Source organism: Pseudomonas tehranensis, assembly GCF_014268615.1.
Lineage (GTDB): Bacteria > Pseudomonadota > Gammaproteobacteria > Pseudomonadales > Pseudomonadaceae > Aquipseudomonas > Aquipseudomonas tehranensis.
Map to the genome: position 1 here is coordinate 14,681 of NZ_JABWQV010000008.1, position 25,116 is coordinate 39,796.

Genomic DNA, 25,116 nt, shown 5'->3' on the forward strand with positions numbered 1-25,116 from the left:
GAGAGAGGACAATGCAAGGGACGGGCCAACCTATTGGCAATGCTCGATTCTCAGCAGTGGAACCCTTCACGCTCTTCTCTGCAAAGCTTGCGAACGTGAGCGAATTCACTGTCGATTTCGCTGACCAGCTTTTCGATCCCGCCTAACGACGGCTGTTTGGCACGTTGCTCCAGTTCGCCGCACAGTTCTGCCAGGCGGATGGCGCCCATGTTGCTGCTGCTGCCCTTGAAGCTGTGGGCCGTGGCACTGAGCTTTTCCGCGTCCCGAGCCTCATGCAGCACACGCAGGCGTGCTTCGGAATCGTTAAGAAAGGTATCCAGCAACTCCAGATACCCGTCCTCCATGACTTCCTTCAACGTACTCAGTACGTCGCGGTCCAGATGAATCTCACTCACTTGTTCGCTCCCTGATCAAGAATGGCGCCGATTATGCCAGAGCCTCCCAGAAAAACTCCACGCGCGCACTACGACCATCGTCTGACCAGCAGGCCTGATGGCTCAACTGACGGACCAGGCTCACGCCGCGCCCCGACAACCGGTTACTGTCCGCAGGTCGCGCCAACACCCGGGCGACATCGAAGCCCTTGCCACTGTCTTCGACCTCAATGACCAGACGACCACCGTCACCGTGAGGCGTGACGTGCACATGAACCCGGACGTGACCGCTGTTCAATTCATCCAGGCGCTGGTTGCGCTCGCTGTAGTAACGGGCGAAACCCGACGCGTCGCGCTTGATACTCGAGTCGAGCCCCAACACGCCATGTTCCAGCGCATTGGAGTAGAGCTCCGAAAGCACGCTGTAAAGGGCGCCACTCTGAGCCCTGAGCCCATGAACCTCAAGCAACAGCTGCAACAGGTACGGCATTGGGTTGAACCGCCTGAGCGTCTGCGCGCGAAACTCGAAACTCATCGACCAGTCCAGCGGGCTGGACTGACCGCTATCGGAATAGACCGGCGGCGGCGGGTTGAGTTGCGTCGGTGCGACCAAACGCACCTCGACCATACTGAAGTCATCCCGCGGCTCGCCGCGAAAGTCTCGCAAGGCTTGCTGGATGTCTTCGAAAAGACAGTCGGGCTCGCGATTGGCCGAAAAGACCTGTTGCAAACGCTCCACGCCAAACAGCTGCTCATTGTCGTCGGCGGTGTCGATAACGCCATCGGATAGCAGGAATACCCGGTCACCCAGCGACATGGGGTGTACTTCAGTGCGGTCATCGAACAACTGGGGAGTGAGCACCCCCAGCGGCAGGTGCCGCGCCGGCAATGGCGTGCGCACGCCGCTGAGGCTGTCATGCAGGTAACCATCGGGCATGCCGCCGTTCCAGACTTCCACCGTGCAGCGCTGGAAACTCAGACATAACAGGGTCGCGCAACAGAACATGTCCACCGGCAGGATGCGCTTGAGTTTGGCGTTCATCTCCCGCAGGATCTGCGCCAGGCCATAGCCTTTGGCGGTCATGCCGTAGAACACCTCCGCCAGCGGCATCGCGCCGACCGCGGCCGGCAAACCGTGTCCGGTGAAATCCCCCAGCAGGATGTGCATGTCGCCTGCCGGATTGAATGCGGCCAGCAGCAAATCGCCGTTGAACAGCGCGTAGGGGGATTGCAGGTAGCGGATGTTCGGTGCGCTCAGACAGCCGGAATGGGCGATCTTGTCGAACACGGCCTTGGCTACGCGCTGCTCGTTGAGCAGGTAGTCATGGTGCCGGGATATCTGGTCACGCTGCTCCACGACAGTGGCCTGCAACCGACGCAAGCGGTCCATGGCCTTGATCTTGGCGGCCAGGATGACCTGGTTATACGGCTTGGCCAGAAAATCGTCCCCCCCGGCCTCCAGACATCGGGCCAAGGCTTCACTTTCGGTCAACGAGGTGAGAAAAATGATCGGAACCAACTGCTCCCCGGCCAGTTGCTTGATCTTTTGCGCCGCCTCGAAACCATCCATCACCGGCATCATCGCATCCATCAGCACCAAGTGTGGACGCTGCTGGATATAGATATCCACCGCCTCGGCGCCGTCAGCCGCGGTGAGCACGTGATGGCCCTGACGACGGACAATAGTCGACAGCAGCAGTCGGTCAGCGGCACTGTCTTCGGCAATCAGGACCGTCAGCGGTTCGAGGTCGGACAACATGGCTGCAGGTCAAGCTTTTCCGGGATGAAGCTTGTCCTGGAGATGGCCTGCCTGTGGCTTGTCTTTTTCTCCCGCGCTGTCTTTCCCTGCGTCTTCTTTCGGATAGATATCGAACAGCTTGTCGAAGTTGGAGATCGCCAGGATTTTCTTGACGTCACTGTTACTGTTCACGATCCGGATATCCGAATCTTCGCCGCCGGCATGATCGCGCAGCAACAGGAGCATGCCCAAGGCGGAACTGTCGAGATAGGTGGCTTCTTTCAAGTCCACCACAATGGATTCGGGCTTTTGGTTGAGCCGCTCGTAAGACTCGCGAAACTCTTGATGCCGGCCAAAATCGAAACGACCCTTGATCGAGATCGTCAGCTTTTGCCCATCGGGGGATACTTCGGTAACGACTGACATGTTCGGCTTCCTTGTCATGGACATACGTGTACAAGGTTTAGCACCTGGTAGAAGTCTGAGCAAGGTTTGCAACACTTGCCTCGCAAAATCCCGGCCCGATGATCAATACGGATCCTGACGCGGCAGACGCTGGGACAACTCATCCAGCAGTTTTTGCTCGCGTCTGTCCTCCAATCGCCGCGCTTCGTCGATATAACGCTGTACGAGTTTGCGCAGGCCTTCGACCCGGGCGAAAGCTTCTTGCCAGCTCTGACGGGCCTTTTCCAGGTTGTTCTGGTGCCAGACCAGACTCTGGCGCTGCTGGTCGATGGCGGTGCCCAGTTGCGCAAGAAAGCCCTGGTAACCCAGCAACCATTGGCCGGAAACGCCATGACTGCCACGGGCGATCCATTGTTCCTGATATTCGAGGCGAAAGTTTTCCAGGTCCGCCAGTTTGCTTTCGGCGACTGCCACCTGGCCCTGGAAATAGGCCATGCGCTGGACGGCGGTTTTTTCGGCCTTTTCCGCCATCTCCACCACGGGCGCCAGACGTGCCGCACGACTCGTGGCCATGGCCGGTTACCCGCCTGCGACCGGAGTGAAGATGCTCTGCAGGTGCGCTTCGCTGGCGCCCATGCCGATGTTGTCGTTCAGGCTCTGGCGCAGATAAACCGCCATTGCCGGATAGAGATTGATGGCGGTATCGGTCTCACGATCACCGCCCGGCACGTAGGCACCCACGCTGATCAGGTCACGGCTTTGCTGATAGCGTGACCAGTATTGCTTGAACTGTTGCGCACGCTTCAAGTGCTCGGCGCTGATGACCGACGGCATGACCCGGCTGATGGAGGCCTCGATGTCGATGGCCGGATAGTGCCCCTCTTCGGCCAGACGCCGGGACAACACGATGTGACCGTCGAGCACGCCACGGGCCGAGTCGGCAATGGGGTCTTGCTGGTCGTCGCCTTCGGACAGCACGGTATAGAACGCCGTGATCGAACCGCCGCCCTTCTCCGCATTACCCGCGCGTTCAACCAGCTTGGGCAACTTGGCGAATACCGAGGGTGGATAGCCCTTGGTGGCCGGCGGCTCGCCGATGGCCAGGGCGATTTCCCGCTGGGCCTGGGCGAAGCGGGTCAACGAGTCCATCAGCAGCAGGACGTTCTTGCCCTTGTCGCGGAAATACTCGGCGATCCGCGTGCAATACATGGCTGCCCGCAGACGCATCAATGGCGCATCATCGGCCGGCGAAGCCACCACCACTGATCGTTTGAGACCCTCTTCGCCGAGGATGTGCTCGATGAATTCCTTCACCTCGCGCCCCCGTTCGCCGATCAGCCCGACCACGATAATGTCCGCCTCGGTGAACCGGGTCATCATGCCCAGCAGCACACTCTTGCCCACCCCGGTACCGGCAAACAGACCCAGACGCTGACCGCGTCCGACCGTCAACAAACCATTGATGCACCGGATGCCCACGTCCAGCGGTACGCTGATGGGGTCGCGCTTGAGGGGGTTGATCGTCGGGCCGTCCATCGGCACCCAATCCTCGGCCTTCATGCCGCCCTTGCCGTCCAAGGCACGCCCGGCGCCGTCCAACACCCGTCCGAGCATGCTCATGCCCATGGGCAGCCGACCGGTGTCAGCCAAAGGCACCACCCGCGCGCCAGGTGCGATGCCGGCTACGCTGCCCACCGGCATCAGGAAAACCTTGCTGCCAGAGAAACCCATGACTTCGGCTTCGACCTGGACCGGGTGATAGCTGTCGTCGTTGATCACCATGCAGCGACTGCCCATGGCGGCACGCAGGCCCTCGGCTTCGAGGGTCAGGCCAACCATACGCAGCAAGCGCCCTTCCAGGATAGGCTGTCCGGCCAGCTCGGTGGCCTCGGCGTAGCTGCCCAGGCGCTTGCCGAAGCTGGTTCGCTCAAGGCGCATCGCGGCCGTCCAGCTCAGGAGCACTGAGTTCAAGAGCATCCGATTCTGCGGCGTCTTGATCAATATGGGTGTCAACCGGGGGTTCGTCCGGCAATTCCAGGCTCAGGTCGGCAGCGGCCGGGTGCAGTGCCTGCTCGTGCAACTGGTCGAAGAGCTTGGCCATGATCTGGCTGATGCGGGTTTCGATGGTCGCATCAATGCGGCTGTGCTCGGTTTCCACACGGCAACCGCCCGGCAGCAGGGCTTCGTCCTCGACGATGCGCCAGGTTTCTTCATGACGTTCACGCAGCGACTTGACCAGTTCGAAATCCTGAGGATTGATGTACAGCCGCACATTGCCCACCCCCAACGGCAAAAGCTTGAGGGCTTCGCGCATGACGTGTTCGATCTGGCTCGAATCAATGGCCAGTTCACGCTGGATCACTTGTCGAGTGATGTGCTGCACCAGCCCGACCAGGGACTTCTCGATCTGAGTGTCCTGCTCGGCGATAGGCTCGAACAGGTTGAGCATCAGCGATTCCAGCGCACGGAGCTTGGCTGTCAGCGCTACGTCGGCTTCCTGGCGAACCTTGAGCGTAGTGCTATGGAAACCTTCTTTTTCACCAATGGCGAAGCCTTCGTTGTAGGCCTCCTGACGAATGCTTTCGACTTCTTCGAGGGTCAGTGGCTGGACTTCTTCCAGCGGCACCTCCTCCATTTCCGGCAGTTCTTCCTCGGGCTCAGGCTCAGGCTCGGGGATGTGCGGATCGAAGCTGGGCAGCGACCAGACGTCAAAACCACCGACGTCCCGAGCGCGGATCAGGTCGCTGGGTGAATCATCACTCTTGGCAGACATAACGACCTTAGATCATCTCTTCGCCGCCCTTGCCACCGAGCACGATCTCTCCGGCTTCGGCCATACGGCGGGCGATGGTGAGGATTTCCTTTTGTGCGGTTTCCACGTCGCTGACACGTACCGGGCCCTTGGCCTCGAGATCGTCGCGCAACAGTTCGGCCGCCCGTTTGGACATGTTCTTGAAGATCTTTTCCTTGACGCCTTCGTCCGACCCCTTGAGGGCCAGTACCAGGACGTCGGAGGACACTTCGCGCAACAACGCCTGAATGCCACGATCGTCGACATCGGACAGGTTGTTGAACACGAACATGAGGTCTTCGATCTGACCGGACAGGTCTTCGTCGAACTCGCGGATCGAGTCCATGAGCTGGCCTTCGATCGAACTGTCGAGGAAGTTCATGATGTCCGCCGCGCGCTTGATACCACCCAGGGTGGTGCGCGAGGCATTGGAGTTACCCGAGAACTGCTTCTCGAGAATCTGATTCAATTCTTTCAGGGCCGCCGGCTGTACGGTATTGAGCGACGACACCCGCAGGATGATGTCCAGGCGCACCTTATGATCGAAGTTACCCAGCACTTCACCGGCCTGGTCCGGGTCGAGGTAAGCCACCACGATCGCCTGGATCTGCGGGTGCTCGTAGCGAATCACGTCAGCCACTGCGCGCGGCTCCATCCACTTGAGGCTGTCCAGGCCGCTGGTGTTGCCGCCCAGCAGAATCCGGTCGATCAGGCCATTGGCCTTGTCCTCGCCCAGCGCCTGGGTGAGCATTTTGCGCACGTAGTCGTCGGAGCCGACGCCCAGGCTGGTCTGGTCGCCGACGATGTCGACGAACTCACTCATCACCTGCTCGACCTGCTCACGGTGCACGTTGCCCATCTGCGCCATGGCCACGCCCACGCGCTGAACCTCCTTGGGCCCCATGTGACGCAACACCTGGGCGGCGTCGGTCGATCCCAGGGACAGCAGCAAAATCGCGGCTTTGTCGACCCGGGACAATTTGGCAACAGCGGCTCGATTATCACTCATCTGCGTTAATCCACTCTTTCACGACCTGAGCCACACGACCCGGGTCTTCTGCCACCAGACTCTTGATAGCGTTCAACTGAGCGTCATAGCCTTCGCTCGGACTTGGCAGCAGAATACTCTGCGGCCCACCGAGGCTGACGCGATCATTGGCCAATTCGCCATCCAGGCCGCCCATGCCTCCCAGCTCTACATCACCCAAGCCAGCCAACTGCTTGTTCTTGCCACCACCGGTGATGTTATTGAGCACCGGACGCAGCACGCCGAACACCAGGATCAGGATGAACAGCACACCCAATACTTGCTTGACCACATCCCAGAACCAGGGTTGCGAATAAAATGGAATGTCGGCGATTTCTTCGCCGCGCTCCTGGGAGAACGGCACGTTGATCACGCTCACGCTGTCGCCACGGCTGGCGTCGAAACCCACCGCGTCCTGCACCAGGCGAGTGAACCGTGCCAGTTCGTCGGCACTCCACGGCGCACGGCTGGTTTCGCCATTGGCCGGGTTGATCTTGACCTGATCGTCCACCACCACCGCCACCGATAGGCGATTCAAACGGCCCTGCTGCTGCTTGGTGTGGCTGATGGAACGGTCGAGCTCGAAGTTCTTGGTCGACTGTTGGCGCTTGTCGGCCGGGTACGGCGCCAGCATCGGCTGACCGGTGGCCGGGTCCATGATCTGTTGACCGTTGGCGTCGATCAGCGGCTGGCCCGGTTGCACCATGCCAGCGGCCGCAGTGGCACCACCGGTGGTTTGGGGCGCGCTGGCCGGCGACGGCGGTTGGTTGCTAAGCGCACCAGGTACCCCTTGCGGGCCATTGCTGGCGGTGCGCTGCTCGTTCACCGACTGTTCGCTGCGCAACGCCGGTTGATCGGGGTTGAACTGTTCGGACGTCGATTCGACGGAGCTGAAATCCACATCGGCCGACACCTCGGCCTTGTAGCGGTCGTTACCCAGGATCGGTTGCAGGATGTTGTGCACCCGCTGAGTCAGCATGCCTTCCATGCGACGGCTGTAGTCGAATTGCTTGCCGGCCATGGTCAGAGCAGAGTTCTCCGCCTGATCGGATAACAAGTTGCCCTTCTGGTCGACCACGGTGATCTGGGACTTGCTCAACTCGGGAACACTGGTTGCCACCAGATTGACGATAGCCACGACCTGGCTGGGCTCCAAAGAGCGACCGGAATACAGTTCAACCAGTACCGAGGCGCTTGGCTTGCGCTCATCGCGCACAAACACCGAGCTTTTTGGAATCGCCAGGTGCACACGGGCACCCTTGACGTTGTTCAGGCTGGCAATGGTACGCGCCAATTCGCCTTCAAGGCCGCGACGATAACGGGTCGCCTCCATGAACTGGCTGGTACCCAGGCCCTGGTCCTTGTCGAGGATCTCGAAACCGATATTGCCATCGGTGGGCGTTACGCCAGCAGCGGCGAGTTTGAGGCGCGCGCGCGCCACGTCGTCGGCCTTGACCAGCAAGGCGCCGGAATTGGGTTCGACGGTATAAGGAATGTCGGCGGCAGCCAGGGTCTCCATGACTTGCTTGGCGTCCATGCCCTCCAGACTGCCGTACAAAGGACGGTAGTCCGGCTGCTGGGACCACAGCACCACGGCAAACCCGATCGCCACGCTCGCAGCCAGGCCGACCAACAGGCCCACCTGACGCAGCATGGTCATCTCGGAGAGGTTTTCCAGGAAGGACAGACCGAACAGCGGCGGTTTGCCGTCGGGCGGAGTGGCCTTGGCCGGAACGTTATCAGCGACTGCTTCTGCCATGACTCAATAATTTCCTTAGACCGGCATCTGCATGATGTCTTGGTAGGCTTGAACCAGCTTGTTGCGAACCTGGGTCAACGCCTGAAACGAGACACTGGCTTTCTGCGAAGAGATCATCACGTCCGTCAGGTCGACGCCACTTTTGCCAATCTCGAAAGCACTGGCCAATTGACTCGACGCCTGCTGGGTATCGTTCACTTTATTGACGGCTTGACCGAGCATGTCGGAAAAACTGCTGGCACCCACTTCCGGGACCGCGACCGACTTAGGCTGTGCCATGGCGTCCATTTGCATGGCCCGCATGTCCAGCATCAACCGATTAAATTCAATACCTTGGCTCATGGTCTACTCTCTCTGGCGGCCCGCATTTTTTTGACACTTACTCAGCGGGTACACAGGTATTAGCAACAAGGGTGCCAGCTCCGTGGCGACAGAAAACAAATGCTCACATAAGCTCATGTGGGAGCGGGCTTGCTCGCAAAGACGATCTGTCAGTCACATTTGCATTGGCTGAACCACCGCTTTCGCGAGCAAGCCCGCTCCCACATGGATTTTCGGTGCATACCACTCAACTGGCGAAGAGATAAGCCTCCACGTCCATCCCCGCATCACGCATTTGCGCCAGCTTGTAGCGCAGGGTGCGCGGGCTGATCCCCAGGCGCTCGGCCGCTTCCTTGCGCCGCCCGCGCTCGGCGCGCAGGGTGTCGATGATCATCTGGAATTCGCGACGACGCAGATCGTCTCCCAAAGCACCGGCCGATTCGCCCTCCACTTCCACCGGAGGGGCAAACGCCGGGACCGCGGTCGCTGCCGGCAATGGCGCGCAGGCCACCGGCCCGCTCAGACAGAAATCTTCCGGCTGGATCAAACCGCCCTGCTGCAGAATCAATGCCCGCTGAATGGCGTTGTCCAACTCCCGTACATTGCCAGGCCAACGGTAGGCAATCAGAAACGCCTGGGCCTCGGGGGACAGTCGGGCTGCCGCGTGCTTCATTTTATTGACGTGTTTGCTCAGCAGACGCTCGGCCAGTGGCAGGATATCGGCGGTGCGCTCGCGCAACGGTCGCCAGGCCAGCGGAAACACGGACAGACGGTAATAAAGGTCTTCACGAAAACGCCCTGCCGCCACTTCGCCGGCCAGGTCGCGGTTGGTGGTCGCCACAACGCGGATATCCAGGCTGATAGGCTTGCGCGCACCGACCCGCTCCACTTCCCGCTCCTGCAACACGCGCAACAGCTTGGCTTGCAGGCCGAGGGGCATTTCGGAAATTTCATCGAGCAGAATCGTGCCACCGTCAGCCTGCTCGAACTTGCCGGCCTGGGCCGAGATCGCGCCAGTAAACGAGCCCTTCTCGTGACCGAACAGCGTCGCTTCCAGCATATTGTCGGGAATCGCCGCACAGTTGATGGCAATGAATGGTTCGCTGGCACGCCGGGATTGCTGGTGAATGTAGCGTGCCAGCACCTCCTTGCCGGTGCCGGACTCGCCGGAAATCAAAACAGTGGAGTCACTGCGCGCCACCCGCGCGGCCAACGCCAGCAACTGCGCGCTGGCCGGCTCGATCGCTATCGGGCCTTCGCCCTCGACGGCGGGGCTGCCCAAGGCATGGCGAGCCACCAGGTCCAACAGCGCCTTGGGCTCGAACGGCTTGACCAGATAATCCGCAGCTCCTTGGCGCATGGCATCCACGGCGCGCTCGACGGCACCGTGGGCAGTCATCAGCAGGACCGGCAATTGAGGTTGGCGGGCGCGCAACAGACCAAGCAGTTGATGGCCATCCATACCCGGCATGTTGACGTCACTGACCACCAGGCCGAAGGTCTCTTGAGCCACAGCCAGCAAAGCATCTTCCGCCGAACCGACGGCGGTGTAATCGTGCCCGGCCAGCACCAGGGTATCGGCCAGCGCCTCACGCAGGGCCCGGTCATCCTCAACCAGTAACACCTTGATCGCCATGACCTTCACTCCACTCCCGGCGTACTGCAGAACAATGGCAAGAGCACCAGTGCACAGGTGCCACGCCCCAGCCGCGAGCGCAGTTGCAATTCTCCCTGATGGGCGCGCGCCACAGCCTTGACCACGGTCAGGCCAAGGCCCGTGCCTGTAGTCTTGGTGGTAAAAAAGGGTTCGCCCAAACGCGTCAGCACCGCTGGCTCGATGCCGCTACCACTGTCACTGACACATAAGCGCAAGGTATTGCCACGTGTATACAAGTGCACCTTGAGCCGGACATCGCCGCCACTGGCCTGGACCGCGTTTTCGATCAGGTTCAACACCGCCCCCACCAGGGTGTCGCGGTTACACAACACCTCGCCAGCATGGCTGTCGCATTGCCAGCGAATCGGCAGGTCCTGCACGTGGGTCAATGCGGCGGCTTGCAAGGATTGCAGCAAAGCCTTGGGGGTAACGCGATCGGTCAATGGCAACTCGCCTCGAGCGAACACCAGCATGTCGCGCACTTGATGCTCCAGCTCGTGCAGCCGCTCTTTCAGGCGCCCGGCGAAGCGTTGCTGGGTATGCACCGGCAGCTGCTGCTCGGTCAGATGACTGGCGTACAGCAAGGCGGCCGACAGCGGGGTACGAATCTGATGAGCCAGCGAGGCCACCATTCGCCCCAGGGAAGACAGGCGCTCGTGGCGGGCCAGTTGATCTTGCAGATGACGGGTTTCAGTCAGGTCATTGAGCAACACCAACTGCCCGGGCTCGGCGTCCAGCGAACGAGTCGAGATGGACAGGCGCCGACCGTCCTTGAGCGACACTTCATGACCGTCGTCTTCACGCGGGGCGAAGCAGCGGGCGATGACGTGCCGCCACAACTCGCCCTCCAACGGCAGGCCGAGCAGCTCGCAGGCCGCCGGATTGGCTTCGCGCACGCGCCCATGGGCATCGATGACGATAACGCCACCGGGCAACAGGTCGAGGAGATTTTGCAGCCGATTGGCCAGCCGTTCCTTTTCCGCCAACTCCTGCATACGCTGGGCACTGACCACTGCCAGCTCGCCCTTGAGCTCAGTGACGCGAGCTTCAAGCAGGCTGTAGGAATCGGTCAACCGGCTGGACATCTGGTCGAACAGCGAATAGGCCTGCTCAAGTCCAACCCGGCTTGCCTGTTCGGCGGACGGCATGATCCCCGGCTCGGGGACAGGGGAGATCTGGGCGGCTTGGGTCATCGTGCTCTCTCGCTTGGCTGACCGTCAGTTAAACGGAACGTTGCGAGGGATGTAGCAATACCCGTGCCGAAAAAAAACCGCCTGAAAAATCAGACGGTTGGAAAACAGGCGTCAATCATCCGCCTGTTCATCTCCTTCGCGACGGCTCATGCCGTACTTGCGCATCTTCTCCACCAGGGTGGTACGACGGATGCGCAGGCGTTCGGCGGCGCGGGCCACGATACCGTTGGCATCGTCCAGAGCCTGCTGGATAAGGCCTTGCTCCAGGCCTCCCAGATAATCCTTGAGATCAAGGCCTTCTGGTGGCAGCAGGGCATTGGCGGTGAAGTCCGGCGTATGGCCGTTGATTGCCACGCGCTCTTCCAGATCGCTGCGCAGGCTATCAACCATTTGCTCGTCTTCATCGTCGACATAACGGAATTTCTTCGGCAACTCGACCACGCCGATCACACCGTAGGGATGCATGATCGCCATGCGCTCGACCAGGTTGGCCAGCTCACGGACATTACCCGGCCAACCGTGGCGGCACAGGGACATGATTGCCGCCGAGTTGAAGCGGATCGAACCGCGCTTCTCGTGCTCCATGCGCGAAATCAGCTCGTTCATCAGCAGCGGAATGTCTTCGACCCGCTCACGCAACGGCGCCATTTCAATCGGGAAAACATTGAGGCGGTAATAGAGGTCTTCGCGGAAACTGCCCACCTCGATCATGCTCTCGAGATTCTTGTGGGTTGCGGCGATGATTCTTACATCGACGCTCTGGGTCTTGTTGCTGCCCACGCGCTCAAAGGTGCGCTCCTGCAAGACCCGCAGCAACTTGACCTGCATCGGCAACGGCATGTCACCGATTTCATCGAGAAACAGCGTGCCGCCGTTGGCCAGCTCGAACCGCCCGGCCCGGCTGGTGATGGCGCCGGTGAACGCGCCCTTCTCATGCCCGAACAGTTCACTTTCCAGCAACTCGGCCGGGATCGCGCCACAGTTGACCGGCACGAACGGCGCTTCGCGACGCTTGGAATGGTAGTGCAGGTTGCGCGCAACCACTTCCTTGCCGGTGCCCGACTCACCCAGGATCAACACGCTGGCGTCGGTATCGGCGACCTGCTGCATCATCTGGCGCACATGCTGGATCGCCCGACTGGTGCCGACAAGGCTACGGAAAAGGTTGGGTTCGCGATGCCGGCCGCGCTCGCGCGCCTGGTCGTACATCTCGCGATAAACCTGGGCGCGGTGCAGCGAATCGAGCAACTTGCTGTAGCTGGGTGGCATTTCCAAGGTGGAAAGTACCCGGCGGCGCTGGTCCTCAGGCAAGTCAACGGAAGAATTTTCGCCCATTAACAAAACCGGAAGGAACTCATCCCAGGTTGAGAGTGTCTTTAGCAAGCCCAAAAGCGTTGCGGGCGCATTTACGGTCCCAATCAGAACGCAAATGACTTCACGACTGGACGACAAAGAGCCGACGGCCTGCTGCCAGTCATGGCTTCCGCAGGGTAAATTTTCTTCACCAAGAAAATTTAGGATCACCGCCAAATCGCGGCGGCGGACGCTATCGTCATCGATCAGGAGAATTTTGGTTTCACGCCACATGCAATAGCAACTTCCCTAGTCAACTCAATGCCCGGAATTAGGGGGCAAGCTAGACGCTTGCAGACTTGTCATGCCTGTAGACGCCTGAAATCTGTAAACAGCCACTAGTTAAGTCAAAAATCCGTGCACAGTCAAATTTATGGCGCACTTTGTTCGGATTAACTGAGCGTTAACCGAACAGATGGTAAACCTTTGCCGCGTTCTGCGCTTGATGGATCTGCGACATCTCGTCGACGATCGCCTGACGCTCGCCAGTCGCCGCCTCCAGCAGTTGCCGATAGACCCCCAGCAACTCCTCAAGATTGCTCCGCAACGCCGCCTCGTCCACCTCGGGCTCGCTCAGAACGTCTTCCATGCAGGAACGGCACGCCAGGTCCAATTGACCGATGGCCTCCCAGTTGCGCTCGGCCAGGGCACCGACGAGGGCATCACGGGTTTGTTCGATTCGCTGCAAGACAAGACTCATGAGCGTGCTCCTTAGAATTGCGGACCAGGGGCGGCGATGGCATCCCAACCTTCCTTGACCGTGCTCAGCAGATCGGCGACTTCGTCGAGGATCTTCGGGTCGGTCTTGGCGTTGGCTTCGGCCAGGCGCTTCATCATGTAGGTATAGAGGCCATCCAGCTCGGTGACCGACTCGGCCTGGTTTTCCAGGTCCAGGCCTTCACGTAAACCGCCAATGATGCCGATGGCCTTGCTGATCAGTACGCCTTTGTTGGCGATATCCTTACGCTCCATCGCACCCTTGGCCTGGGCAATGCGGTCCAAACCGCCCTCCATCAGCATCTGCACCAGACGATGGGGACTTGCTTCGGAGGTTTGCGCCTGGGCGCCAATCTTCTGGTATTGGCGAAGGGCTAACATCGGATTCATGTTCTACCTCATCAAAAAACTTCGGTTCGTATAAACAGCGTATCGACGCCGCGTCAAAAAACTTTAGATCGAAAAAGCCGAAAGCCCGGAGCGCTGTCAAAACGCTGCCGGGCTTTTTTGTATCGGTCGAAACTCAGCTATTTCTCTGTTGCGCCGTCATCGCTTCGAACATGGACGTAATGTTGCTGGCGGTGGCTTTAAGCCTGCCGACCAGGGTGTCCATGTCGTTGTACTTCTTGGTAAGTACGGCGGTGAGGGTTTCGATACGACGATCCAGGGCCAGCTGGTCTTCGACCAGTTTTGCCTTTACGCGGTCGAGGTTCTTGGAGCGCGTGGTCAGAATGGCCTCTACATCATCGGCCGTACCCTCACCATTTTTAATACCTTCCGTGTAAGGCTTGATCGCATTTTCCATGCGTTCAAGCAGACCATTTTCACCGACAAACAGTGTCTGGATCTCCCCACCCAACTGCTTTTCGTTCAACGCTGCGCTAAATTTCGTGCTATCGAAATCCAGAGCACCGGTCGACTGATTGGTGGTGATCCCTAACTGAGATAGAACAGTCAGCTTGTCACCGGCGCCGGTTTGCGACAACGGACCACGAATGGCTGCCAAAATCGAGCGCGGTAACGAATCACCGGTCAGTGCGGCCGGGACAGAGTTGCCTTCGGCATCTGTGGTCGGCTTGGTCAGGGATGTCACGGCTTTCGCAATAGCGTTATAGGCATCAACAAACTTCTGGATCGAAGCTTTCAAACCGTCGGCATTGGGGGCAACAGTGACGGTCGTCGGGCCGGTTTTTTCGACGAGCAACGTCATGCTCAGGCCCGAGATGACGTTGTCCAGTTTATTGGTCGGACTGGTCATCGATAGTCCGTCGACAGTGAATACTGCGTCCTTGGCGAGACTGATCGAACCTGAGGAGGTTGCGCTAGGCGTGCCCATCAAAGTAGAGCCGTCCGCCGCCAAGCTGGCGATACCGCTGAGGGAGATATCGTTACCCGCACCGGTTTTGGTCGACCCCACCACCAGACGCGAACCGAAACTGTCAGTCACGATGTTGGCGGTCAATCCACTGGAGGAGTATTTACTATTGATGGCGTCCCGCACCGATTGCAGTGTCGCGTCGGCGGGTATCTCTAGAGCGTAATTAGTCCCGCCCTGACTGATAGTCAGCGTACCGGCCTCCACCGCACTGGAAGTACCACCGGCGAATGCGGCGGTCGCAACCTTTGAAGAAGTCGCCAGCGTATCGACGTCTATCGAGTAGGTACCGCTCACCGCCGAGTTGCCGGCCGTCACCGTCAGCGCGCTGGTATTGGCTGAAGTCGCGGCCACTCCGGTAAATTGAGGCGTGGTGGTACTGCCCAAGCCTTTAAGAGCAGACTGGAATGTAGCCAGCAGCGACCTCAGGGTGCCAATCCCGGAGATATTGGCCGTGTTCGTCTTGGTGGCACGGTCGATCTGACCCTGCTTGGCTGCTTTGTCAGAATCCACCAATGCCTTGACGATAGCACCGGTATCAAGGCCAGAGCCTAAACCCAAGCCAGGTAGAATTGGACTTGCCATGTGGGACTCCCTTCAGTGTGCCGCCGGCCTTTTGACCTTTACAACGCTCAAAAGAACCCAACAACAAAATTCGTGCCAGCTGTCAGGCTTGTGCGCTGAACAACAGGCTGCTTGCATCATTCAAACTGTTCGCCAGTTTAAGCACTTCTTCATTTGGGATCTGGCGAATCACTTCACCGGAACCACTGGCAATCACTTTGACGACCACTTTGCCTGAAGGCTCATCGATTGAGAACTCCAGGTTGCGCTTGACCGACTGAACGAAGGTTTCGATTTCCTGAACCGCCCTCTTCAGCTTCTCCTGCTCGGCCTCAGCGTCTTTGGGTTCATCCTTGACCGGTACCACGCTGGCAACATCGGCCCGAGGCTTCTCCACTGGCTTGTCGGCAATTGTCGTCGCCGGCTTCGCAGCTGGATAAGACAAGTTCAGCTTCACGCTCATATCCATGTCCATCACCTCTTGAACGGAAAAAGCGAGAGAGCACGCAAGCGCACTCCCCCGCTAAAACTCATCCAGCTATTACTGAAGCAGCTTCAGTACAGCGGATGGCAGCTGGTTGGCCTGAGCCAGAACCGAAGTGGAAGCCTGTTGCAGAGTCTGCTGCTTGGTCAGCTGGGCAGTTTCAGCAGCGAAGTCGGTGTCTTGAACGCGACCCAGTGCAGCGGCGGCGTTTTCGTTGACGTTCTGCAGGTTGGAGATGGTGCTGGTCAGACGGTTCTGTGCAGCACCGAGGTCAGCACGGCTGGCGTTGATGGTGGCCAGAGCAGCGTCGATTGCGACGATTGCTGCTGCGGTGTTGGTTTCAGCAGTGTCACTGTCAACAGCGCTGATCACGATGGTGCCAGAGTCAACACCCAGAGTCGATGCATCGAAGCTGTCGCTCAGAGTCAAAGTGATCTGGTTGGTAGCGCCAGTGTTGGAACCGACCTGGAAGGTCATGGTGCCAGCGGAACCGTCGATCAGGTTCTTGCCGTTCAGGTTGGTCGAATCGGCGATACGGGTCAGCTCGTCCGACATCTGGGCAAATTCTTTGTCCAGAGCAACACGGTCAGCAGTGCCGTTGTTGTCGTTTCGAGCCTGTACTGCCAGTTCACGCATACGCTGCAGAATGTTGGTGGATTCCTGCAGTGCGCCTTCAGCGGTCTGAGCGATGGAGATACCATCGTTGGCGTTTTTGATCGCAACGGTTTGACCGCGGATTTGCGAGGTCATACGGGTAGAGATCTGCAGGCCGGCGGCGTCGTCTTTGGCGCTGTTGATTTTCAGGCCGGAAGACAGACGAGTCATCGAAGTGGACAGTGCATCGGAAGCCTTGTTCAGGTTCTTTTGAACGTTCAACGATGTGACGTTAGTGTTTACTGTTAAAGCCATGACGAATTCCTCGTTGGTTGGGTACTGCGGCTTCCGGCCCTGGCAACCGCCGGGTGTGGCCTAGAGAACCTTCGTAATAGTTATCGTCGTAATCGGAACTTGCTTTAGCGGTTTTTTCAAATAATTTGCCATCAGGGTGCCACCCCTCGTAAATCAAGGACTTGGCAGAGGCTAGGAGGTAGAAAAATGACGTCAGGGAAATGCCAGGGCCATCCTTCTATCAAGCAGGAGCCCTAGCTGAGAGGAAAAAGGACTTAAACCGTCTGACCAGTGGTCAACAGGTCAACCAGCTCGTACTCAAGATAATCCGCCAGCGAGAGCCAGTTCTGAGCCTGCTGATCGTTGAACATCAAGCCAAGCAAACCACCCCACGATGACTGGACATCGCCAGGCATAAGCTCGACAAAAGGCTGGGCCGCCTCGACCACTGCAACCATCGCCAGCCCCGCCTCGACATCGCGGCCAAGACGAAACAGCCGAGCACACCGGCGCGCCTCTTCGATCACACCCTCAAGGCCGCTCATCGCACAAACTCCGGATGAAAAGCAGTGCCCACGATCATCGCTCCATCTCGACTGCTGTTATAAAAGCGCACCTGAGGGTGCCTGGCGACAAATCGCTCCAGCTCACACAAATAGCTACGGAAGTTGAGCTGAGTCTTTACCCGCTGGCCATGGCCATCAAGCACCCAGTGCCTGGATGCGTCCAACTGTGGCCCCAGGTCGCCGTCGCCCCACCCCGCATGGGTCTTGTCATGGGGAAAAGCGAAATCTGCCCCGAACAAAGTGACCTGCGCTGCGCCCACCCTGACGGCCAGGTCCACGGCCGGATGAATCACGCTGCCACCTACGTACAGCTCGCCCCGAGGCAGTTGCTGGCGCATTTGATGATAGACAGGGCTGGCGGAATAACCGGCGTAACGCCGCCCCTGCCACGCCTCAATCACAGACGGATCAGCCATTGGCAGGTAAACCAGGGCAATATCGCCGGTGTCTTCGGGCGGAAGGTGGCGCGCCGAAATGCGTTGATCAATGCTGACCACGATATCCGGTCGGATGCCCTGGGTGATCAAGGGCCGATAGGCCGTATCGACACAGATCAACAGCGGCCGCTCGGCTTGGCTATTCAAGCCGCGCAGTCTCTCGAAATGTTGCTCAAGGCTGGGACCGGTGGCAACAACGAACGCCTCACGCCCCTTGAACGCGCCGAACAGCTCGGCAACATCGCGGTCGTCCCGCACGAGATTGAATGTCGATTGCAGCCGCTCGACGATCTCGGGGGCTTGAGGATCGAACTCCCGATTAGTGAAGTCCAGATGAATTTCGCTGATCAGGCGATCACGAATCTTGGCACTGTAATCATCGGCCAGTACCAGCTCGGTGGGGAGCGCGAAGAATGGCAACTGGATTTCCGCCAGATCGCCCGCGTAGAGCAACACCACCCTGGGATCGGCAAGCCATGGCATCTGATCCAGTACCTGCAGTACCAGGGAAAACACCGCGCCGTTGAGAACATGAACATACAACCGCTCGAGCCCTGCCCGCTCCAGCAAGCGGTTTTGCAGGTCGCCTAACCCGGTGCCGTAGACATGCACCATGGTGGCGTCCTGCGGCAGACTGGTCGCTTGCAGTTCGGCTTCGGCGAGACGGTCATGCCGGCTGGTCAGCTGGATGCCGTTGATGCTCAGGGTCGAACCCAGGCCCTCCACCAGATCGGCCTGCAACTCATCGGTATTCTCCAGCAGCAACCGCTGAGCCAGAGCCGGCCAGCGCTGCTCGATGACCTGGAAGTTGCGCTCAAAGAACTCGCTCATGGCGTCTCGCTTTTCCATCGGGCAAAAAAATAGCGTTCAAGGTTACACCTTGGACGCTATTTTTTGTGCTCAGGCTTTAACGGCTCAAGGACGATAAATGATCGCCGAGCCCCAGGACAGGCCCACGCCAAAACCACTTAACGCCACGCGTTTCCAGTCGGAATCGAGCACGTGCTTTTCCAACAGCAATGGAATGCTCGACGACACGGTGTTCCCGGTCTCGACCATGTCCTTGATGAACTTCTCCGGCTCACCTTCGAAACGCCGGGCCACCGCATCGACAATCGCTGCGCTGCCCTGGTGAATGCAAAAGGCATCAATGTCGCTGGCTTGCAGATCGGAATCGGCGAGCAATTCATGCAAATGGGCCGGCACCTTGATCAAGGCGAAATTGAACACCTGGCGGCCGTTCATGAAGAACACGCCGTCGCTGACCTTCAGGTGCGGTGCACCGGAACCGTCGGTGCCGAACTTGGCCTTGCCCAAATGCCAGGGTGCATCCTCGCCCATCCAGGTAGCGGTGGCGGCGTCGCCAAACAACATCGTGGTGTTGCGATCTTCCGGATCAACGATTTTCGAATACGGGTCCGCCGTTATCAGCAGGCCATTTTTCAGGCCGGCAGCTTCCATGAAGCCCTTGATGGCGTAGATACCATAGACATAACCCGAGCAGCCCAGGGAAATATCAAACGCCGCCACGGTGGTCGGCAAGCCGAGCTTGTCCTGAACGATGGCCGCCGTATGAGGCAAGCCTTCTTCGTCGCCGTTCTGGGTAACGACGATCAGTACATCGACAGATTCGCGCTTGAGGCCGGGATTGTTGGCAAACAGCGCATTGGCCGCTTCTACACAAAGGTCCGAGGTTTCCTGCCCGTCATCCTTGCGCGGCAAGAAGGCGGAACCGATCTTGCCCAGGATGAACTCTTCATCCTTGTCAAACTTCGCACCTTGTGCGTAATTATCCACGCCGGCTACAGGAACGTAGCTCGCAATGCCTTTTATGCCAATCATTACGGCTTCCCAATTAAAAACAGCCCAATACCACCGCTCGCAAGGATTCGAGGGGCGCCGACAAACGGGAAGTGTAAAGGGCTATCACTGGGCCTGATAAGGGCCAGGCGCCATCTTCCCGGTCAATACAATACAGTGAAGATGCGCGTTATGACTCACAGGTCACGCGATTTTACTGATTAAGCTCGATCATAATGCTATTCAACCAGTGCCCAAGCCAGGGGAGTACCCCGCGCGATCGCCTGGCGAGCGCACCGGCCCATCACGGCGTCCGCATGCTTGGGAGCCAGTCCCAGGCCCGGGCGGATGGCCCGCAGGTTCTGCGGTGTAAACGCATCACCAGGGTTCATGTCTTGTGTCACGTACAGCGACCGGCGATAGACCAGCGACTTGCGCTCAGCCTCCGTCACGCCATAGTGCACCTGCCCAAGCGCCTGCCAGGCGCGCTCGGTTTCGATCACCAGCGACGCGAGTTCCGCCGGTTCCAGCGAGAAACTGGCGTCCACTCCGCCGGCGGCGCGGTCAAGAGTGAAATGTTTTTCCACCACGGTAGCGCCCAACGCCACGGCGGCGACAGACACCCCGACGCCCATGGAATGGTCCGATAAGCCCACTTCACAGCCGAACAATTCTCGTAAATGAGCAATGGTGCGCACATTGCTGTTGGCTGGCGTGGCCGGATAGGTGCTGGTGCATTTAAGCAGCACCAGATCCTTGCAGCCGGCTTGGCGGGCGGCACGCACGGTGTCGTCGAGTTCTGCGATGCTGGCCATGCCGGTGGAAATGATCAACGGCTTGCCGGTGGCGGCGACCCGACGGATCAGCGGCAGGTCCGTGTTTTCGAAACTGGCGATCTTGTAGGCCGGCACGTCCAGACTCTCGAGGAAATCCACGGCTGTCTCGTCAAACGGCGTCGAGAACGCAAGCATGCCCAGCGCCTTGGCCCGGGCGAAAATCGGCGCATGCCATTCCCACGGTGTATGAGCCTTTTCGTACAAGTCATAAAGCGAGGTCCCGGCCCACAAGCTGTTGGGGTCCTTGATGAAGAACTCACCTTCGCTCAAATCCAGCGTCATGGTATCGGCGGTGTAGGTTTGAAGCTTCAAGGCGTGGGCACCGGCCCGGGCGGCGGCCTCGACGATCTGCAACGCCACGTCCAGGGACTGGTTATGGTTGCCGCTCATCTCGGCAATGATGAACGGTGGCACCTGCGCCCCGATGCTGCGGTGGCCGATCTTGAAACTACTCATGAGGGTGATCCTTCAATACACGCGTAAACACGCAGGTACTTTGAATAAAACCGGCCTGCCGAAACAGGTTCAGGGATGCTTGATTACCGGGCAGTATTTGCGCGGTGAGAGTCCGCAGTTGAGGCCAATGGGCGCTGGCAAAGGCTTCGCCACGGGCCAGCAGCGCCCTGCCCCATCCCAGCCCCAGGCGACCTTCGAACAGATAAATCGACACCAGCGCCTCGCTGCCTTGCAAGTCATAACGTAAGGCGCCCACGGGCCCGTCCGTGGTTTCACCGATCAGTAACAGACGCTGCGCGTTGACCAGGCTTGCTTGTAGCCATTGACAATGGCGGTCCCAGTCAATGATCGACGTATCCAACGATACGCGGCGCACGGCCTCGGCGTTACGACCGTCAAAAAGCAGCTGGGCGTCGGCTTGCGTGGCCGGGCGAATCTGGAGCAAGGCACCGGCCAGCGTCGCTGCGACCCTTTTTGCGCCCAAGCCATCGACCAATTGCCGTGAGCGCTGGGCCAAACTACAGCGCATGCCGTGATTGTCCGCAACGAACCCGATGGCCTGGCGCAACTGCTCGACGCTGACCACTTCCCGAGGGCCGAGATACACGTGTGCGCCAAACGTCGCCATCACCTCACCATTGGCCTGCTGATTGTTCGACACCGCAATGCAAATCGTCGGCAGGCCCATCGCGGCGCGCTCCCAACTGGTCCCGCCACCGGCCCCGATGAACAGGTCCGCCTCGAACATGAGTTGATGGAAGTTGCCCACGAAACTGTGCAATCGCCAACGCGGCCGACTCGCCACCATCACTTGCATCTGAGCCCAGGCGGGGTTGTCGGCTCCGGCGACAAAATCGACGTCAAGATCATGAAAATCCGCCAGCGCTCGCATGGCGTGATGGGTTTGCATCGCTGCATCAAACCCGCCGAAGTTGACCAGTACCCGTCTGACCTTGGGTTGTGGCTCAATCGTCCGACCACAAAACTCATCACGCAACAATGCGTACCGCGGCCCAAGCAGTGTCTGGCAGTGCTCGGGTAATAGCCCTGCGTACGCGGCCCGAGTACCGGACAGGTTCTGATTGAGCAGTAGATCGACGCTATAGGTACGTGTTGCCAGGTCGTCCAGGGCCATGATCCGGGGCGCAAAGCGCCGTGCGGCGGTTTGCCAATGATGGTCCAGGCCGTAATGGTCGACGATGATCCAGTCGAAACCCGGCTGACCGCTCAAAGCCTGTTCCAACGCAGTGATATCCGCCTGCCAGGGCAGCAACGACTCGATCGCCTGTAGCGGATCCTCGTCGGGATAGAGATCCGGCAAGGCAAAGGTTTCGAAGCCTTCGGTTGCCAATGCCTGCAATCGATGCCCTGACAGCGAGCGGCAGGCAAACGCCACGTGCGTCCCCTGCCCGCGCAGCACGCGAGCCAGCGTCAGGCAGCGAGCAATGTGCCCGCTGCCAATGGTTGGCGAGGCGTCCGCGCGAATCAGTACCCTCATTGCAGCTCCCCGCCTGCTTTCAAGGCGGCGTAGAGGTATTCGGCCCGTTTCCAGTCTTCAGGGGTATCGATGTCTTGCACCAGATGGCGGGGCAGGATCACCGGCAGGCTGTTGGGGGAAAACAGCACGTCACCCCGCAACCAGGCCTCCCGACGCCCCCAATAAAACTGGCCGGCATCCTGGAAAGCTTCCGGCAGGTCCTGAGAGCGAGTGTCGCGAAACTGCGGATAAAGCGGGGTCAGCGCGCCCTGCTCATCCAGGGTCAAGGCCCGTTGTACGGGAAAACCAAAACCGGTCACTGAAAACGCGAACGACTTGTCGGGGTGCTCGCGTAACAACTCAAATCCCTCACGCAGGAACCGCGCCTGCAACAGCGGAGCGGTGGCATAGATACAACAGGCGAAATCGAACGACCGCTCGCGCAACTCGCCCACCGCATGGGCGATCACCGCTGCCGTCCCGGTGAAATCATCAGCCAGCGCGGACGGACGCATAAACGGTACCCGCGCGCCATGATCCTGCGCCAGCTCGGCGATTTCTTCGTCGTCGGTGCTGACAATCACCTCATCGAACAGCCGCGAGGCCAGGGCCGTGCGAATCGAGTGGACAATCATAGGCACGTCAGCGAACAGCTTCAGGTTCTTGCGAGCGATCCGCTTGCTGCCGCCCCGGGCGGGAATGATCGCGATGGCGTTCACCTCATTACTCCTCAAGCAATCGGCGCAGTTGCTCGACCACATAGTCCTGCTGTTCATCACTGAGGGAAGGAAACATCGGCAAGCTGATGGCTTCGCTGTAATAACGTTCGGCCTGGGGAAAATCACCTGTGGCGAATCCCAGGTCACGGTAATACGGTTGCAAATGAACCGGAATGTAATGCAGGTTTACGCCAATCCCGGCCGCACGCAAGCCCTCGAATACCTGAAGATGGCTGAGGGTGATGCCGTCAAGTTGCAAGCGCACCACATACAAATGCCAGGCTGACTCCGCGTCGGGCTGTAAGCCGGGGAAGGTCAATGGCAAACCGCCCAGCAAACGATGGTATCGCGCTGCCAGCTCACGGCGCCGTGCGATAAACCCATCCAGCTTGTTCAACTGCGAGAGCCCCAGCGCGGCCTGCAGGTCTGTCATGCGGTAATTGAAACCCAACTCGACTTGCTGGTAATACCACGGCCCATGGCTGGGCTCGGTCATTTGGCCGGCCTCGCGGGTCATTCCGTGGCTGCGCAGGCGTTGCAGGCGCTGTGCCAGTTCCGGGCGATTGGTCAGGACCATGCCGCCTTCGGCGCTGGTGATGATTTTCACCGGATGGAAACTGAACACGGTCATGTCCGCGAATTCGCCACAGCCCACCGGCCGGCCCGCATAAGACGCCCCCACTGCATGGGAAGCATCCTCGATCACTGTAAAGCCGTACCGCTCCGATAGCTGGCCGATTCTGCGCATGTCACAGCTTTGCCCCGAGAACGCCACCGCCACCAGCACCTTGGGCAGCCTCCCATCGCGCTCGGCCTCTTCAAGTTTTGTGGCAAGGGCAGCGGCATCGAGATTCCAGGTCAGCGGATCGATATCGACAAAATCGACCTGCGCGCCGCAATAACGCCCGCAGTTGGCCGAGGCCAAGAAGGTATTGGGGGTGGTCCATAAACGATCACCTGGCCCGAGTCCTGCCGCCACGCAGGCGATGTGCAGCGCAGCGGTCGCATTGCACACCGCCACGGCGTGATCGGCCTGGCAACGCAGGGCCATGGCCTGCTCGAAACGCTCAAGAGCCGGCCCCTGGGTCAGCCAATCGGAGTGCAATACCGCGACCACCGCATCGATATCAGCCTGATCGAGACTTTGCCGACCGTAGGGAATCATGTCGGTAACCGGGCATGAAGGTCGGCAATCTGATCCACCGACAAAAAGAGCGGATTGGTGTCGGAGCGATATTCGAAGTCCTCCGCCACAGGCTTGCCGCGCTCACCCAGGTTGTCCAGCGCGAAATCCACATCCACGCTGGTGAAGCGAATCGATGGCTGGATGGTGTAATGATCGGCAAACTCAATGGTCATGCGCGCATCATCGAGCGGCACCATCAGCTCATGGAGTTTTTCGCCGGGACGAATACCGACGTTCTGGTGAGGTAAATGCCCAGCCATCCCCGTCGCGAGATCGACGATGCGAATTGACGGAATCTTCGGTACGAAGACTTCACCACCATGCATACGGGCAAAGCTGTCGAGCACAAATTGCACACCGTGATCGAGGGTGATCCAGAAGCGGGTCATGCGCTCATCCGTAATCGGCAACTGCGTCGCACCCTCTGCGATCAATTTGCTGAAGAACGGCACCACCGAACCTCGCGAGCCGGCGACGTTGCCGTAGCGCACCACAGCGAACCGGGTTTGCTGTTCACCCGCGATATTGTTGGCCGCCACGAACAGCTTATCCGACAGCAACTTGGTCGCGCCGTATAGATTGATCGGGCTGGCCGCTTTGTCGGTGGACAGCGCAACGACCTTCTTCACGCCATTGTCGATGGCTGCGGCAATAATGTTCTCGGCGCCATTGACGTTGGTGCGTATGCATTCGGTGGGGTTGTATTCCGCTGCCGGCACTTGCTTGAGAGCCGCAGCGTGCACTACATAGTCAATCCCGCGCATGGCCTGACGCAAACGGTCAGCATCACGTACGTCCCCCAAAAAATAACGCATGCAAGGGGCGTTGAACGTCTGCTGCATTTCGTATTGCTTAAGCTCATCGCGGGAAAATACCACCACGCGCTTGGGCTGGTATTGCTCCAGCAACCGCCGGATGAAATTGCGCCCGAACGAACCGGTGCCACCGGAAATAAAAATCGATTTACCGTTGAACATGCCTTGAGTCCTTTTG

The 25,116-nt window shown here is 59.3% G+C and carries 25 protein-coding genes; all 25 read right to left on the reverse strand.

Features of this window, described 5'->3' with window-relative positions; genetic code table 11:
- Positions 1-50: 50 nt before the first annotated feature.
- A complete protein-coding gene (locus tag HU811_RS03680; RefSeq protein WP_092458410.1) occupies positions 51-395 on the reverse strand; it encodes an Hpt domain-containing protein in 345 nt (114 codons plus the stop codon).
- Between the two features lie 31 nt (positions 396-426).
- On the reverse strand, positions 427-2,133 hold the full coding sequence (locus HU811_RS03685; RefSeq protein WP_186654012.1) for an ATP-binding SpoIIE family protein phosphatase: 1,707 nt from the start codon (positions 2,131-2,133) through the stop codon (positions 427-429).
- Between the two features lie 9 nt (positions 2,134-2,142).
- The gene (locus tag HU811_RS03690) at positions 2,143-2,538 is read right to left on the reverse strand and encodes an STAS domain-containing protein (RefSeq protein WP_256244292.1); all 396 of its coding nucleotides are present in this window, start codon (positions 2,536-2,538) and stop codon (positions 2,143-2,145) included.
- Between the two features lie 102 nt (positions 2,539-2,640).
- Positions 2,641-3,090 carry a flagellar export protein FliJ gene (gene fliJ, locus HU811_RS03695; RefSeq protein WP_186654014.1) on the reverse strand — a complete coding sequence of 150 codons (450 nt, stop codon included), beginning with the start codon at positions 3,088-3,090 and terminating at the stop codon, positions 2,641-2,643.
- A gap of 6 nt (positions 3,091-3,096) precedes the next feature.
- Positions 3,097-4,455, reverse strand: a complete 1,359-nt coding sequence (gene fliI / locus HU811_RS03700; RefSeq protein ID WP_047226249.1) for a flagellar protein export ATPase FliI — start codon at positions 4,453-4,455, stop codon at positions 3,097-3,099.
- On the reverse strand, positions 4,445-5,290 hold the full coding sequence (gene fliH / locus HU811_RS03705) for a flagellar assembly protein FliH (RefSeq protein ID WP_186654016.1): 846 nt from the start codon (positions 5,288-5,290) through the stop codon (positions 4,445-4,447). The genes fliI and fliH overlap by 11 nt, the downstream gene beginning before the upstream one ends.
- A gap of 7 nt (positions 5,291-5,297) precedes the next feature.
- Entirely contained in the window at positions 5,298-6,317 is a 1,020-nt protein-coding gene (gene fliG, locus HU811_RS03710; protein WP_003199086.1) for a flagellar motor switch protein FliG, read from the reverse strand.
- Positions 6,310-8,094 carry a flagellar basal-body MS-ring/collar protein FliF gene (gene fliF, locus HU811_RS03715; protein WP_047226247.1) on the reverse strand — a complete coding sequence of 595 codons (1,785 nt, stop codon included), beginning with the start codon at positions 8,092-8,094 and terminating at the stop codon, positions 6,310-6,312. Before fliF ends, fliG begins: the two co-directional genes overlap by 8 nt.
- 15 nt (positions 8,095-8,109) lie before the next feature.
- Positions 8,110-8,436, reverse strand: a complete 327-nt coding sequence (gene fliE, locus HU811_RS03720; protein ID WP_047226246.1) for a flagellar hook-basal body complex protein FliE — start codon at positions 8,434-8,436, stop codon at positions 8,110-8,112.
- A gap of 226 nt (positions 8,437-8,662) precedes the next feature.
- Positions 8,663-10,051 carry a sigma-54-dependent transcriptional regulator gene (locus HU811_RS03725; protein ID WP_186654018.1) on the reverse strand — a complete coding sequence of 463 codons (1,389 nt, stop codon included), beginning with the start codon at positions 10,049-10,051 and terminating at the stop codon, positions 8,663-8,665.
- 5 nt (positions 10,052-10,056) lie between these two features.
- Entirely contained in the window at positions 10,057-11,265 is a 1,209-nt protein-coding gene (locus tag HU811_RS03730) for a sensor histidine kinase (protein WP_186654020.1), read from the reverse strand.
- 111 nt (positions 11,266-11,376) lie between these two features.
- The gene (locus tag HU811_RS03735) at positions 11,377-12,852 is read right to left on the reverse strand and encodes a sigma-54 dependent transcriptional regulator (RefSeq protein ID WP_047226243.1); all 1,476 of its coding nucleotides are present in this window, start codon (positions 12,850-12,852) and stop codon (positions 11,377-11,379) included.
- A 169-nt stretch (positions 12,853-13,021) separates the two neighbouring features.
- Positions 13,022-13,318 carry a flagellar protein FliT gene (gene fliT, locus HU811_RS03740; RefSeq protein WP_047226242.1) on the reverse strand — a complete coding sequence of 99 codons (297 nt, stop codon included), beginning with the start codon at positions 13,316-13,318 and terminating at the stop codon, positions 13,022-13,024.
- A gap of 11 nt (positions 13,319-13,329) precedes the next feature.
- A complete protein-coding gene (fliS, locus tag HU811_RS03745) occupies positions 13,330-13,725 on the reverse strand; it encodes a flagellar export chaperone FliS (RefSeq protein WP_186654022.1) in 396 nt (131 codons plus the stop codon).
- A 133-nt stretch (positions 13,726-13,858) separates the two neighbouring features.
- A complete protein-coding gene (gene fliD, locus HU811_RS03750; protein ID WP_186654026.1) occupies positions 13,859-15,295 on the reverse strand; it encodes a flagellar filament capping protein FliD in 1,437 nt (478 codons plus the stop codon).
- Between the two features lie 82 nt (positions 15,296-15,377).
- Positions 15,378-15,743, reverse strand: a complete 366-nt coding sequence (locus HU811_RS03755) for a flagellar protein FlaG (protein WP_186654029.1) — start codon at positions 15,741-15,743, stop codon at positions 15,378-15,380.
- A 72-nt stretch (positions 15,744-15,815) separates the two neighbouring features.
- Positions 15,816-16,667 (reverse strand): flagellin domain-containing protein, encoded by an 852-nt coding sequence (locus tag HU811_RS03760; protein WP_186654032.1) that lies wholly within the window; start codon positions 16,665-16,667, stop codon positions 15,816-15,818.
- 254 nt (positions 16,668-16,921) lie between these two features.
- Positions 16,922-17,191: a hypothetical protein gene (locus HU811_RS03765; protein WP_186654035.1), complete on the reverse strand. Its 270-nt coding sequence runs from the start codon at positions 17,189-17,191 to the stop codon at positions 16,922-16,924.
- A complete protein-coding gene (locus HU811_RS03770; RefSeq protein ID WP_186654038.1) occupies positions 17,188-18,480 on the reverse strand; it encodes a motility associated factor glycosyltransferase family protein in 1,293 nt (430 codons plus the stop codon). Before HU811_RS03770 ends, HU811_RS03765 begins: the two co-directional genes overlap by 4 nt.
- Before the next feature lie 84 nt (positions 18,481-18,564).
- Positions 18,565-19,491 (reverse strand): ketoacyl-ACP synthase III, encoded by a 927-nt coding sequence (locus HU811_RS03775; RefSeq protein ID WP_047226235.1) that lies wholly within the window; start codon positions 19,489-19,491, stop codon positions 18,565-18,567.
- Between the two features lie 197 nt (positions 19,492-19,688).
- Positions 19,689-20,741, reverse strand: coding sequence for a pseudaminic acid synthase (gene pseI, locus HU811_RS03780; protein WP_186654041.1), 1,053 nt, complete (start codon positions 20,739-20,741; stop codon positions 19,689-19,691).
- On the reverse strand, positions 20,734-22,239 hold the full coding sequence (gene pseG, locus HU811_RS03785) for a UDP-2,4-diacetamido-2,4,6-trideoxy-beta-L-altropyranose hydrolase (protein WP_186654044.1): 1,506 nt from the start codon (positions 22,237-22,239) through the stop codon (positions 20,734-20,736). Before pseG ends, pseI begins: the two co-directional genes overlap by 8 nt.
- Positions 22,236-22,937 (reverse strand): pseudaminic acid cytidylyltransferase, encoded by a 702-nt coding sequence (gene pseF / locus HU811_RS03790; protein WP_186654046.1) that lies wholly within the window; start codon positions 22,935-22,937, stop codon positions 22,236-22,238. Before pseF ends, pseG begins: the two co-directional genes overlap by 4 nt.
- 4 nt (positions 22,938-22,941) lie before the next feature.
- Complete coding sequence (gene pseC, locus HU811_RS03795; RefSeq protein WP_186654048.1) at positions 22,942-24,102, reverse strand: UDP-4-amino-4,6-dideoxy-N-acetyl-beta-L-altrosamine transaminase; 1,161 nt, start codon at positions 24,100-24,102, stop codon at positions 22,942-22,944.
- On the reverse strand, positions 24,099-25,100 hold the full coding sequence (pseB, locus tag HU811_RS03800) for a UDP-N-acetylglucosamine 4,6-dehydratase (inverting) (RefSeq protein ID WP_186654051.1): 1,002 nt from the start codon (positions 25,098-25,100) through the stop codon (positions 24,099-24,101). Before pseB ends, pseC begins: the two co-directional genes overlap by 4 nt.
- Positions 25,101-25,116 lie beyond the last annotated feature (16 nt).